Genomic DNA, 13,193 nt, shown 5'->3' with positions numbered 1-13,193 from the left:
GGAGCATCCCTTGGTTTGCGTGCTCCGAAGGTCGGCGGTGGCTGCGAACCCGGCGCGCCGGTGGGGCATTGGCCGGTGATGGATATGGACACGTTTTGTCGATTACCGGCACGCTACATCCACGTTGAACGATTTCTCGCGTGCGTACCGGGCGTTTCGCCCGGGCTTGCCGCACGGATACTCGCCTGCGACCGACTCCACCGAGATATCTCAGAGCGGATCGTTGTGCATTACGAGCTTGATTGCTGCACGGCAGCCGACGTCGCTGACACGCGCAGTCGCATTGCGTTTCTCGACTGCGAGCAACTATGCCGCGTCGGTGAGCTGGCCGGCGGTGTTTGGCATGCCCACGCAATTCGTTCCATGGTCCTCAAGACTACGCTCCGGGAGCATCTCGGAGAATTCGATTCCCGACTCCACAAGGTCGCGCTCGCCAATATCGATCTGTCGCCCAAACCCGATCGCCCCCCGAATCCATCTGCGCTTGCGGACCTCATCCGAGGTGATGGGATGCAATGTCTCAATGCCGCAATCTGGCGACTCCCCGCCACCTTGCGTAGCCGCATCCTTCTTCGATTTCCGATTAACTCGCCGCTGGGCTCCTCGGTCTCGCGGCGACACCAGCAGCTTGGTCCGGAGATTGTTGATCGCGTTCTAGCCGATGGGATGGTGCCGTGAAAGCCCGCGAGAGTGACAAGCCTGTCGGCACGTTCCATCCGCTCGGACCCGTGGTTCGAGCCGAAGAGGCGGAGACCTGGTTTTCCGCGGCTGCCTCTCTTGCCGACGCCCGGCGGCAATGCGAGCAGATCGCCGCGCAGGCCCGGCTCGCGTTCGAAGAGCAGCGCATGAGAGGCTTTGAGGATGGTCGTCTCGCGGGAGTTGAGGAGGCGGCTCGCCTGATTGCGGAAACGAAGGTCACGGTTGATGATTTCGTCGCCGATCTGCAAGACGAACTTATCACGCTCGTCGTCGAGATCATCAGGGAGATCCTCGGAAGTTTTGAGCCGGACGATCTCGCCGCGCGCGCCATCACCAGAGCACTCGAAGAGATCCGTTCCGGTACGGCCCTCGTGCTGATGACTGCGCCGCAGGAGATGGAGTCCATCCGTGTACGAGTGGCGACGCTGCTGGAGGATGGGGCCGACCAGCTCACCATCGTGTCCGACCCGCAGTTTGCGCCGGGGCGCTGTATGCTTTGGAGCGAGTTCGGGCAGATCGATGTTTCCGTTGACGCTCAACTGGAGCAGCTCGCCTTGGCGCTGCGTGCCGGTTTCGAGGGCGTGGAGCCATGATGCCGGCAGGCTCTGCCACGCACCGACTCGCGCGAATCCTGCCGCAGTTGCGTGAAGCTGCAGGCCGTTCGCAACTGCGCCCGATCCGCGGGCGCGTGATTCAGGTGTCGGGGACCCTCATCAGGGCGATCGTTCCCGATGCGCGTGTTGGCGATATCTGTTTGCTCCGTTCTGCCCATGCCTCGCCTGATCTGCGGGCCGAGATCGTGGGCATCGAAGGCGGAGTCGCGTTGCTGACGCCTCTCGGAGACGTGGCGGGTCTCTCAACAAGAACGGAAGTCGTCTCGACAAGGCAGGCCCTCGGCATCATGGTTGGGCCAGCGCTGCTCGGCCGCGTCGTCGACGGGCTCGGGCGCCCTCTCGACGTTCAGGAACGAGGATGGCCCGAGTTCGACCAGATTCGACGAGTCCGCGGAGCTGCGCCGGCGCCCTTGGCACGGCGGCTCGTTGACGGCCCTTTGTCACTTGGTATCCGGGCGATCGATGGTCTGCTCAGCTGCGGCGAGGGGCAGCGGATCGGCATCTATGGCGAACCCGGCGCGGGCAAATCGTCGCTTGTCGCCCAGATCGTCCAGAACGCGGACGTCGACGTCTGCGTTGTCGCACTGATTGGCGAGCGTGGGCGCGAAGTTCGAGAAATGGTCGAGCGCTGCCTGGCCGGAGCGGCTCGGGCGCGATCAGTCGTGATTGTCGCAACCTCCGACCGGCCGCCGACGGAGCGCGTCACGGCTGCCTATGTCGCCGTGACGATCGCGGAGTACTTCCGGGATTGCAACGCACGCGTGCTCCTGGTGCAGGACAGTGTCACTCGCTTTGCGAGGGCATTGCGTGAGATCGGACTGGCCGCGGGCGAGCCGCCGACGCGCCGGGGCTTTCCGCCGTCGGTGTTTGCGGCATTGCCCGAGTTGCTCGAGCGGTCCGGTCCCGGAGTCGCCGGCTCAATCACTGCATTCTACACCGTGCTGGTTGAGGGGGATGGTACCGCGGATCCGATCGCGGAGGAGACGCGCAGCATTCTGGACGGGCACATCGCGTTGTCACCTAAGCTCGCACAGTCGGCGCATTTCCCTGCGATTGACATCGTGTCCAGCCTCAGCCGCGTCATGGATCAGGTCGTGACGAGCCGTCATCGCTCTGCAGCCAGGAGGGTGCGTGAACTCATAGCTCGCTATGCAGAGCTTGAGTTCCTGCTGCAGGTTGGGGAGTACAAGGCCGGATCCGATCCGATCGCCGATGAGGCGATCGCCAAGCAGGATGCTATCAAGTCCTTTCTGCGGCAGGGCCTCGGCGAGGTCGTTCCGTGGGATCGCACGATCCATCAACTCGAGCAGCTCGCGTCATGAGGTACGATCCACTGCTCACGCGCATACGCAGGATGCGGATCGTTCTCGGAGAGAGGGAGCGGCGGGCGAATTCCGCGCTTCAGCGCGGCGTGGAGGCACAGGTCGAAGCGGCTGCGGAACTGACGCAGATCAATCATGCGCTCGCGTTGCAAGCAGCGGCGCGTGGCGCACGCGAACGTCAGATCTACCAGCAGATGGTAGGGCGTCCAATTTCCGCGCGGGAGATCACCCAACTTGACGCGCAACTCAGGCGCCTCGAGTCGCTGGCAATGGCGCTTGCCGAGCAGCGCCTTGCGAGCATCCGTACGCTCGACCATGCGCGTAACGAAGTTCAGGGTCTACGCCTCGAATTCGTGAAGGCTCATCGGAGGCGTCGCAAGTGGGATGAGTTATCGCAGCAATCACGTCGCCGTCGCGAGGACCGTGAGACGTTGCTAGAGGAGATGGCTAATTCGGACGGCAGGGCGGCGGGGCGGCAAGCATGAACGCGCCATTCCCCGCTCGCAGGCGAGGAGCGCCTGACGGTGAGATCACCGAATTTCATCCGGACGTGCTATCCATTGCTGATGTTCTACGTGCCCGTCGTTGGTGTCGGCGGCTGGCTGAACTCACCTGCGAGTTGGCAGGTCTGCCGCTGCGGATTTCCTTCTCGGGCGCCTCCTCGGGCGTTTCGAGCCGGCCGGCGTGTCGTCTGCATTTTACGATCGGCGGTGATCCATGCGCCGTAAGTCTGCCTGTCGAGGTGATCGATGCAACGCTGCAGGCGATTGATGGTCCGCCTCGAACTACGCTCGCCGAGCCCGATCTGCTGCTTCTGATCGAGTTCGCCTGCGCCGCCATACTTGATTCAATCGAGGAGACGCTCGGCCTCCCCGTCACCCTCACGCATGCTTCCTTCGATGGCAGCGTTCCGGACTCGATTGGAATCCTGTGTCGCGGCAGGTTTGGCGAACGATCGTTCAGTGCTTACCTGTCTTTACCAGAGCCATACGAATCCCGTTTGGCAAATCAAGTTCAAGCATTGGGTCCGGCTGCTGCCGCCGGAGTTCCGATCTGCGCGGCCTTCCGGCTTGGTGTTACGCGCGTCAGCGCCCGCTTGCTTGCGAGCTTACGGCCGGGAGACGTCGTGATCGTCGAACACGCGATGCCGGATGGACGCGTCGCCGCCGTCTTCGGCGAGCGTCGTCTCACCTCATGCCGCTTCGAGGGAAGCGACGCGACAGTGGTGGACACGTTGCACCAGATCAGAGGCGATCTTCATCATCATTGGACGGCTGTGGACATGACGGCACATGAAAGCGTCGATACAGGCGCAGACGATGTGAGCCTGGACGACCTCCAGATCAAGCTCCTATTTGAGATCGGCCAGCTCGAGATACCTCTCGGCGAGTTGCGCATGATCGCGCCCGGCTATGTCTTCAATCTCGGTCGGGATCCGCGACATGCAATTGAGATTCACGCGGGGAATCGGCGGATCGGGCAGGGCGAGATCGTCAGGATCGGCGAGGCACTCGGCGTGCGGATCGCCAGATTGTTCAATCACGAATGAGCTGAAGCCGTGACCCAGTTCAATTTGTTCGCTGTTCTCGCGGTCATCGCCGGACTTGGCCTTATCATCTTTGTCGTCGTGACGATGACATCGTTCGTCAAGATCGCCGTGGTCCTGTTCCTGATCCGGAACGCGCTGGGAGTGCAGCAGACGCCTCCAAACCTCGTGCTCTATGCCATTGCGCTGGTTCTGACGGCCTATGTCAGCGCGCCGCTAGTGGAGACCGTGTATGAGCGCGTCAATGATCGTCCCAGCGAGTTTCAAACCTTTACCGACTGGAAAGATGCTGCTGAGCGGGCAGGCCAGCCAATTCGCGAACATCTGAGCCGGTTCACGACGGTCGCGGAGCGGGAGTTTTTCGTCACTGCCACCGGCAGCTTATGGCCCGATAGCAGCAGAGCCAAGCTATCGAGCGAAGATCTTGTTATTCTCGTTCCCTCCTTCATGAGCTCGGAGCTCAAGCGCGCCTTCGAGATCGGCTTCCTGCTCTATCTGCCCTTCATCGCGATTGATCTCGTGGTGTCCGCGGTCTTGATGTCCCTTGGCATGTCGATGGTGCCGCCATCGACGATCTCCGTCCCATTCAAGTTGTTCTTGTTCGTGATGGTCGAGGGCTGGTCCAAGCTGATGCATGGCCTGGTGTTGAGTTACGGATAGCCTGCGAGATGGGGAGGGAAAGCAATGGGCCAAGCGACAATCGTCGATCATCTGGTCAGGGGTCTGACGGTCGTTCTCATATTTGCCATGCCTCCCCTGGGTGTGGCGATGGTTGTTGGCCTCTTCGTCTCAATTCTTCAGGCCGCAACCCAGATTCAGGATCAGGTGCTGCCGCAGACGATCAAACTGATTGCCGTCGTGGCCACGCTGGCGGTGTTCGGCGCAGTGTTGGCGGCACCGCTGATCCAATATGCCGATCAGATCCTTGCGGATTTTCCTGCACTGACGCGTTGACGGGCCTTCCCTTCATAGCGCTCGGAGGGACATGGGCGACGCGGAGTGGCGATGGGGCTTGACCTCATGCCGTTGGACAGCATCGAGGCGGGGGCCAATCTCGTCTTCCGTCATCTTCTTTCGTTGGCGCTCGCCATCGCGCGTCCCAGCGCCTTCGTCATGACCTTTCCGGTGTTTGTTCGCCTCGGGCTGACCGGCTTGATTCGTGGTGCCTTCGTGGTCGCGATCTCGCTACCGGTCATGACCGGACTTGTTGAGGTGCTTCCTCCGATCGGCACGCAAACATTGCGATTGGTCGCGGTCGGGTTCAAGGAAGCGATCATCGGAGGGCTCCTTGGTCTGCTGCTTGGGATCCCGTTCTGGGCCGCCGAGGTCGCGGGCGACCTGCTCGACTACGAACGTCAGGCCCCCGATGCCCAGCTTCAGGATCCCAACGCCATGACCGAGTCCACCGCGTCTGGCACGCTTTTTATGCTCGCTGCGGTGGTTCTGTTCGTCGCAGCCGACGGCTTTCATAGCGTCGTCGAAGCCCTTTATGGCAGCTACAGGCTCTGGCCGGTCATTGAGCTCGCGCCGTTGCTACGCGCGGAGAGCGGCCTATTGGCGCTGGAAATGCTCGTCCGCGTGCTGCAGTTGGCATTGATCCTGGCATTCCCAGTGCTGGCGGCCATGTTCGTTGCGATGTTCGCGCTGATGGTGATCGCCCGTTTCGCACCGCAGTTGAATGTGTTCGATCTTTCGATGGCGGCGCGCAACTTGGTCTATTTCCTGGTTCTGCCGCCCTATGCGGCCGTTCTGCTCGATCACTTCGGTACTCAGCTTGGAGAGTTGACCGGAATCCTGGACCAGCTAGGGCAGTTCCTGCGATGAGTGAGGATGGCGGCACTGAGGAGCGGACGCTGCCTCCGAGCGAGCGGAAGTTACGTAAGGCGCGCGAAAAGGGACAGGTCTTTCGCAGCACCGATATGGTCGCCGGTGCATGCCTGTCGTCCATGCTGCTCTATCTCTGGCTGATCTTGCCGGAGCTTTTCGCGCGGCTACGGGGAGCCATGATGCTCGTGGGCGATGCGGGCGGGCAACCGTTTCGGGAAGCTGCGGGCACGATCGGAACGATGATGTACGAAGCCGCCGTGCCATACCTTGCAAGGGGGGCGGCCATCGTCGTCCTAATGTCCCTCGTCGTCAACGTCGCCGTCACCAAGGGGATCGTCTTCAGCCTTGACCCTATCAAGCCCCGCGCAGAGCGCTTGCATCCCGCAAAGGGTTTGAAGCGAATTTTCGCGCTCAAGAGCCTGATCGAGCTGGTGAAGAGTCTGGTCAAGACGACCCTGCTCGTCACGATCTCGGTTTTCGTCCTCGCGATGTCGCTCAACTCCTTGGTTCACACGCCAGGATGCGGCCTTTCGTGCCTCGCGCCGGTGATCGGGGCGGTGATGGCACCGCTCGTCGTCGCGGCCATCGTCGTGCTGATGGTGGGCGGCCTTATCGACGTTCTCTTGCAGCGCGGACTGTTCATGCGCGAGATGCGGATGACACGAAGCGAGGCGAAGCGCGAGCGGAGAGACCAGGAGGGCCTGCCGGAGGTGCGCTCCGCACAACGCCGTCAGCGTCAATCGCTGGCGCACGGGGGAGGGCGGGGAGGAATCGAAAGCGCAACACTGGTCATTGAGGGCGACGATGTGATGGTCGGGTTGCGCTATGTTCCGGGTGAGACACAGGTCCCAAGGCTTGTGTGCAAGGGACGTTCCGTCCGCGCGCACAACCTCACCGAAGCTGCCACTGAGCTCGGCATTCCTCGTCTGCGCAATCCAGACCTTGCAGCGGAACTCGATCGCCGCATCGCCCAGGACCATTACATCACTGAGGAGTTTTTCCAGCCAGTGGCGTCGGCGTTGCGCGCGAGCGGCATGTCCTGACTGTCGCTGCGCCGCCCAACAGTATTTTCATAATATATTCCGGATCAGCGGCTGGCTGACGTCCTACAATGCCGCTCGGAGTTCACCGAATGGGCTGCACGGCTGACGATATGCGCCGGCCAAAGCAGCACTGTCGCCATTGACGGGGAGACGCGCGAATGCGGATAGATGACGCAGGTGGTTCGGTTGTCGCCAGCCCGCCGCCTCCTCCGCCTCCTCCGCCTCCGCCGCCACCCCCGCCACCACCTCCTCCGCCGCCGCCACCTCCGCGGCCGAAGTCCACGGCGTCGTCTTCGGGCATGCTCGATCGCAATTCGACGCACAGCGTTGGATCATCATCGACGGCACCTTTGCCGCTCTTTCAGCCCGCTCGGCCAATCATGGGTCCGGTTCTGCAACCGACGCCCGTGTTGTTTGGTCCCCCTGTTCCGCCGAAGGCGGTGGCCGCGTGTCCGGGGGTCCCCGCCCCGGCGTCGGCGGCGCCGGTCCCAGACGCCGTTTCGCAGGCAAAAGCGGTTCAGACAAAGGCGCAGACGACACTCGATGGTGATGCTGGAAAGCTGCATAAACTGCAGAGCGAGCTGACTGATGCGCAGGGCACGAAGGCTCCGATCGGGTACGGTCGCGGCGCCGGCGCCGCGGCGGCTGCCCATCAAACCCATATCAACGATCTGAAGAAGCAGGTTGCGGCCGCTCAGCAGCAAGTCACCGCCGACCAGGCGGTGTTGAGTTCGGCCAAGAGCAATCTGAGTGCTGCACAACGCATCGACGCCGCCGCAGCGAACTACAAGCCGGCACCGCCGCCGGTCACCGTGAAAGATCCAGTCGCGCGGAAAGTTGCCCCGCTCGTCGACGCGGCCTCGGCCCAGGTTTCCGAGGGAAAGGCCAAGGTCACCGCCGATACGGCTGCTCTCGAGCAGACCAAATCGCAGCTCGGCCGTCTGGACACCGAGATGGACCGGGGGATCAGCGCCGGAACATTGCACCGTCTGTCGTTGCTGAATCAGCAGCAGGATGCGCAGCAACACAAGCTGGCGACGGACCAGCGCAAGCTTGATGCCGCGGGCGCCGACCTTGCGGCAGGGAAAAGCGTCGTCTACGGGCAGCAGGCCGCGGCGGACAAGAAAGAGCTCGAGAGCGCTTCCACAGCGCTGAAGAAAGCCGGGGTCACGATCGACCAGAACGAAAATCCGACCCAGGCGGATTTGACGCCATCGCAGCTGCGCGCCTATGACGACTTCACCGTCGCGCGGAGCAAGCTCAACGCCGATGTCGGCATGGTCGCGCAGGGCAAGGCCCAGCTCCAGTATTATGCTTCGAATTCCGAGAAATACGGGACGGTTGCGAAGGATGCCCAGGATCGGGTGAACGACGCTCTGCATCCATTGGGGTACACCGTACGTGCAACGCGCGGCAGCGATCCGCAGCAGGCATCGCTCGATCTCAAGCTCGCGAACGGGAACGCTGATTACCAGAATGCAGGCTGGGCCGCGGCTCAGCACCGAGTGGCATTTGCGGCGGCAGCGCAGACCGATCTTGAGGCAGCGCAGGACTCCGATCTTGCCAAATTGTCCCCGCAAGCCCGGCAGACCGCTACCACGGCGAAGATCGACTACGATCAGGCAAGCGCCTATCAGAACAAAGTCGGGACCGACCTCGCCCTGATCAAGGGCCACCAGGCCGTCTCGGATGCGCAGGCCGCCTATATCAAGAATCCGACGGCCGCCACGGAGCTCAAGCTGAACCAAGCGCAGCATCAGTTGCGCGAGCTCTCGACAATGTCCGACATTGCGACGGCGGGCTTCAAGTCGGCAACCGGGCTTGCCTACGCCGACCGGCGCAATACGACATTGGCTAATCTGGAGCAGACCTATAGCCATGTTCCCTTGCCCTCAAACTCGCCGGTGTTGCAGCAGATAGCGCAGGCAAGAACTGATGCGGCATCGGCCGGCCTGATCACGAAAGAGCTGGCTGCAACGACCAACAGGCTGGTTCAGGATTATCGTGTCACACAGAGCGAGGCGGCGGTCGCAACCGCGCGGCAGTCCGCCAACACTGATTTGGTACAAGCTGGCAATGTACAGGCTGTGGGTTTCACCAAAGCGGGCAGCGCCCTGACGACGGCTCAGCAATCGCTTCAATATGCACAACTTCAACAGAAGCTGGCTCAATATCAGCTGCTGGACTCCCAGTTTCGGCTGACGTTGCCGCAAAATCTACTTGATCCGCAAACGGCCGCTGACCAGAGCGCGCTCTCGCATGCGTACAATACATTCTTTGCGCAGCATCCGGGTGCCTTGAGCGATGGCGCGGTCGCTGAGCAGCTTGCGAGCCTCAAGGACGCGAACGCGCGAGTGGATATCGGTCAAGGGCTGCATGAGCTGCAGGATGCCATCGGCAGGGAAGACAAAGCGCTCGGCAACCGCAGCCTTCTGCAGAAGGGCGGCGATTGGGTCGGGGGGCTGTTCGGTGCCAACCGGTCTGAGCTCGAGTCGGATCTGCAGGACAAGAAAGAGGCGCTCACGGCCCTGCAGAAAAATCAGAGAGGGATGACTGCCCAGGAGGTCAACGGCGAGTATCTGAAAATCATGGGTAATCTGGCCACCCAGAATGACCGGATGTTCGAGAACGAGCGCAAGACCGACGCCAATTGGTCGAGTGCACAGGAAGTCGTGCGCGACGTCGCGATCGCCGCGGCTGCGACCGCTGTCACCATGGCCACGGCCGGAGCCGGCGCGCCTGTCTTGGCCGCCCTCGCAGCGGGCACCTTGGTAGGAACGGGAACGGCAGAAGCCATCGACACGGCCCAGAATGCAGCGACTGTGTTCGGTGGCGGCGACATTCACAGCAGCTCTCACGTCTCCCTCGATGCGGCGCTGACCAACAACTTCTTCCAAGGTGGCGGCAGCTGGGATGAAGTGAAGCAGGCGGGCGTCGATGCGACCGTATCGGGCGTGCAGTCCCTGGGCGCAGCAGGCGGGGCGTTGACGGGCGGAGCGACGGAGGCCTTCGTTACGCGCGGCCTCGACCAGGCTGCAAGCTCGGTCGTCTCGAAGCTGGCAACCGGATCAACGGTCATGGTCGCCAATCAGGGGGTCATGGGCCTCGGCAACGTCGCGGGGACCTACGTCGAGTCCCAGTATCAGCTCTCCGAGGGACGGCTCACGCAGGACGAAGCCAACGCGCAGATGAAGGACGCGTTCTCGGGGTACTTCAAGAATGTCGCGATGGCCGGCGTGACTGGCGGTCTGACGAAGTTCGTCGACGGCAAGGTCGCCGTGCGGACCTCAAGCGCGGCACGGCCGAATGGCCTCGTGTCGAACCCGCTTTATCAGACAGCCTCCCAGCTGGGCGCGAACACCATGCTGACTGCGGGTCCCGGCCTCCTGTCAGGCAAGGCGCCGACCACGCAAGACTATCTGTCCATCGGACTCAATACAGTTTCCGGTGTGGCTTCTCATCACTATCAGCAGAGCAGATCCCGCACCGCGACCGAAGCGGGCCTCGCCGGACAGCCCGCTGCGTTCGACGCGGGAAGGAAGGTGTTTGACGCCTATCAAGGTCGGACGAGCGGCTCAGCGCCGAATGGCATCCGGCTGCAGGCCATGGATCCTGCCGATTTCGCCCGTGCATATCAAAAAGCCGGCGGCCAGCACGATCCGGCGGCCGTCGATGCTTTCAGCATCGCATCGGATCGGGGGCATCGCGTCTATGTGCGGACCGACAGATTGAGCCCGGACGTGGTCGCGCACGAGGCGGTGCATGCACTGACTTCGGAATCGTTCAAGAAGCTCGCAAGCACCTTGGTCGTTGATTCAAGCCGGCCACATTCGAACTTGAACGAAGGTGTGACCGAGTTTCTCGCCTCGCAGGTCGTGCCGCGCCGCGGCACATCGCCCTATGCGACGGAGGCAAAGATCGCGGAGGCCATTCGCGACCGGATGGGGGAGACCGACTTCCACAAGGCGGTTTTCGGAGGCGATCCAGCGGCACTCGCATCGTTCCGGCAGACCGCTTTGGGGTTGCAGGATACGCCAATCAGCCAAGATCACGCGGCCGATTGGGCTCTGGCCGCCTCGACGACACCTCAGGCGGGAGGCGGCGCCAAGCGCATCGCGAATCGATTGAGAGAATGGGTCGCTGCCGCTCCGCCGGCCGCAGCATCGGCAGCCGTTGCCGGCGAACTGGTGTTGGCCACGCATGGTGCGCCGGCATTGAGCGAGGCCATCGCTGATCTTAATCCAGTAGGTCGCGCGTTTTTCAACAGTCCCCTGGCGCATGCGCGGGTGAGGACGTGGCTCGGGTCGTCTCGTGAAGCGGCGGCTCGCGCCGTCGTCGCCTCGAGTTTCGGGACCAACGCCTCGATCAATTTCATGAAGGCTGCGAGTGGATGGCATACAGACAGGGCCGCCGCCATATCGGACGGTTTGCTCGGTCTTGGGCAGGCAGCTTTCGCCTTGCGCAATGGTGTGAGCTCCCAAGCGCTGATGCGCTCGCGCGGGACGAAAGTCGACGTTCTGCCAGGCGATACGATGGTCAGCATTGCCCAAAGGCTTGGCCTCATACCGCGCGACCTCACGCGAAGCAATCCTGGCGTTCAAGACATCAATCCGACAGTTACCGCTCTCAACAGTTCTGGTGCGACATGGGCCGAGATTGCGAAGCGCGAGGGGGTCGATGTCAAGACGCTCGTGGCGCTGAACCTGGATCGGCATGGATGGTCGATCCCCGCTCGGAAGGATTCCGCAGGCGCATCCGTTCCGGCAGTCGATGACGCACGCGTGCAAGCCGGTCAAAGCCCGCAGGAGTTTCTCGACAGCCACAGCACCTCGCTGCGATCGATCGCCAAGGCCAACGCCAAGAATGTAGCGCCCGCCGAGATCCTGGTTCCTCAGCGGCTTCGTCAGGTCACGAATGGCGTGACCTACGGGGAATTTGCAACCGATCAGGGACTCAGCCTGAAGCGGCTGTTGGAGGCGAACGGGCACCGTGGTTTGTCCATCCCACCACGACGGGTTTATGATGCAGCGAGCGGTGGCCGCGTGCTTCGCGGGGCAACGACCGATCGCTTGCAACCAGGCGAGTCACTGGAGAGTTTCGCTCGCAGGCATGGTGTCGGGATCAAGAAGCTGATCACGGCAAACAAGGACAGTCGTGCACCTTTGCGGATTGACGTTCCGGGCCAAGCCTCGTCGGCCAGCAACCCAACAGCCGTGACATGGGAACAGATCGCCAAAAAAACCGGTGTGCCTCTCCGACGTCTGTTGTCGATGAGCGGCCAGAATCTGCACGTTCCCGGGCAAAAGCAAGCCGTCGATCTCCAGCCGGGACAATCTCTGAGAGATCTCGCAAAGGAGCATGGCACAACAGTCAGAAAGATCGTGGCCGAGAACCGGACTTGGATCCCCCAGACTTACGAGCTTCCGCGGGCCGGGGCTTGGGTCGGTGACAAGCTCTCGGTCGACCGCGTCTACGATAATCGTGACGTCCAAGATCCGTCGAAGGGCAGGCTGACATGGGTGCAGGTGGCGCGGAGAACGGGGCGCACGACGAAAGAATTGATGAGCTACAATAAGGCCAGCTCTGCAAACAAGAAGGACTTGGCTCCTCCAACTGTAAATATTCCCACCAAGTCAAGTTGGGAAACATCAACCAAATCCGGAAAAGGCCTTCAATTTGTCGGCGCGATCGGGCTCGTTCCGGGCAATCTGGTAGCGGCTGATGTACACGCTCACGCGGGGAACTGGGCGCTCATTGGTCCCGATGTCGGTGTCGCTGTCGGGGTCGGCCTTGCTGCAACGCGTTCAGCGGTCGGGTCCGTTGCGAAGAGTGGTGCAGCAAAGAAATGGGCGAGGGCCCGTCCCCGCGACGCGTGGACCTCCGGACTTTCTTTCGGCGCCAAGGGTTTGATCAAGTACATCGAATCGTTCCGGCCCTAAGGAACGGTTCTGACATTCGGTTCAGTAGATCTGCGTGCCGGATGTCATGTGCCAAGCCGCACTCGTCACTGGTTTGCCGCGGCTCCGATGCGCGCAATCCGACGCTCCGAAATGATTCGCGCGTCGGGGTTCGGCACCAAGCCGCCGAATGCTGAAGGTGCGTTGTTGGACGATATGAAGGACCCGCGATCTCCTGAGGCCAT

General features: G+C 62.1%; 10 protein-coding genes. All 10 read left to right on the top strand.

The window, feature by feature from the left end; genetic code table 11:
* Positions 1–15 precede the first annotated feature (15 nt).
* The 10 genes from QW887_RS13890 (at position 16) to QW887_RS13845 (ending at position 12,990) form a co-directional block, all read left to right on the top strand.
* A complete protein-coding gene (locus QW887_RS13890) occupies positions 16–678 on the top strand; it encodes a SctK family type III secretion system sorting platform protein (protein WP_315715068.1) in 663 nt (220 codons plus the stop codon).
* A complete protein-coding gene (gene sctL / locus QW887_RS13885; RefSeq protein ID WP_315715069.1) occupies positions 675–1,292 on the top strand; it encodes a type III secretion system stator protein SctL in 618 nt (205 codons plus the stop codon). Before QW887_RS13890 ends, sctL begins: the two co-directional genes overlap by 4 nt.
* The gene (locus QW887_RS13880; RefSeq protein WP_315729338.1) at positions 1,292–2,635 is read left to right on the top strand and encodes a FliI/YscN family ATPase; all 1,344 of its coding nucleotides are present in this window, start codon (positions 1,292–1,294) and stop codon (positions 2,633–2,635) included. Before sctL ends, QW887_RS13880 begins: the two co-directional genes overlap by 1 nt.
* Before the next feature lie 32 nt (positions 2,636–2,667).
* Positions 2,668–3,120, top strand: a complete 453-nt coding sequence (locus QW887_RS13875; protein WP_315715071.1) for a hypothetical protein — start codon at positions 2,668–2,670, stop codon at positions 3,118–3,120.
* Positions 3,117–4,184, top strand: coding sequence for a type III secretion system cytoplasmic ring protein SctQ (gene sctQ, locus QW887_RS13870; protein WP_315715072.1), 1,068 nt, complete (start codon positions 3,117–3,119; stop codon positions 4,182–4,184). Before QW887_RS13875 ends, sctQ begins: the two co-directional genes overlap by 4 nt.
* Before the next feature lie 9 nt (positions 4,185–4,193).
* Positions 4,194–4,841, top strand: coding sequence for a type III secretion system export apparatus subunit SctR (gene sctR / locus QW887_RS13865; protein ID WP_315715073.1), 648 nt, complete (start codon positions 4,194–4,196; stop codon positions 4,839–4,841).
* Positions 4,842–4,865: 24 nt separating this feature from the next.
* On the top strand, positions 4,866–5,135 hold the full coding sequence (gene sctS / locus QW887_RS13860) for a type III secretion system export apparatus subunit SctS (RefSeq protein WP_315715074.1): 270 nt from the start codon (positions 4,866–4,868) through the stop codon (positions 5,133–5,135).
* Positions 5,136–5,186: 51 nt separating this feature from the next.
* Positions 5,187–6,005: a type III secretion system export apparatus subunit SctT gene (gene sctT, locus QW887_RS13855; RefSeq protein WP_315715075.1), complete on the top strand. Its 819-nt coding sequence runs from the start codon at positions 5,187–5,189 to the stop codon at positions 6,003–6,005.
* Complete coding sequence (locus QW887_RS13850; RefSeq protein ID WP_315715076.1) at positions 6,002–7,051, top strand: EscU/YscU/HrcU family type III secretion system export apparatus switch protein; 1,050 nt, start codon at positions 6,002–6,004, stop codon at positions 7,049–7,051. The genes sctT and QW887_RS13850 overlap by 4 nt, the downstream gene beginning before the upstream one ends.
* 380 nt (positions 7,052–7,431) lie before the next feature.
* On the top strand, positions 7,432–12,990 hold the full coding sequence (locus QW887_RS13845; RefSeq protein WP_315729339.1) for a LysM peptidoglycan-binding domain-containing protein: 5,559 nt from the start codon (positions 7,432–7,434) through the stop codon (positions 12,988–12,990).
* Positions 12,991–13,193: the final 203 nt, after the last annotated feature.

It is taken from the genome of Bradyrhizobium sp. SZCCHNRI3052 (assembly GCF_032484895.1).
Classification (GTDB): domain Bacteria; phylum Pseudomonadota; class Alphaproteobacteria; order Rhizobiales; family Xanthobacteraceae; genus Bradyrhizobium.
This window is presented reverse-complemented; position numbering and strand designations above follow the sequence as displayed.

Bases quoted from the DNA above. Each gene is read 5' to 3' on its own strand.
- QW887_RS13880 (WP_315729338.1), top strand. From the start codon at position 1,292: ATGCCGGCAGGCTCTGCCACGCACCGACTCGCGCGAATCCTGCCGCAG.
- QW887_RS13875 (WP_315715071.1), top strand. From the start codon at position 2,668: ATGCGGATCGTTCTCGGAGAGAGGGAGCGGCGGGCGAATTCCGCGCTT.
- sctQ (WP_315715072.1), top strand. From the start codon at position 3,117: ATGAACGCGCCATTCCCCGCTCGCAGGCGAGGAGCGCCTGACGGTGAG.
- sctS (WP_315715074.1), top strand. From the start codon at position 4,866: ATGGGCCAAGCGACAATCGTCGATCATCTGGTCAGGGGTCTGACGGTC.
- sctT (WP_315715075.1), top strand. From the start codon at position 5,187: ATGGGGCTTGACCTCATGCCGTTGGACAGCATCGAGGCGGGGGCCAAT.
- QW887_RS13850 (WP_315715076.1), top strand. From the start codon at position 6,002: ATGAGTGAGGATGGCGGCACTGAGGAGCGGACGCTGCCTCCGAGCGAG.
- QW887_RS13845 (WP_315729339.1), top strand. From the start codon at position 7,432: ATGGGTCCGGTTCTGCAACCGACGCCCGTGTTGTTTGGTCCCCCTGTT.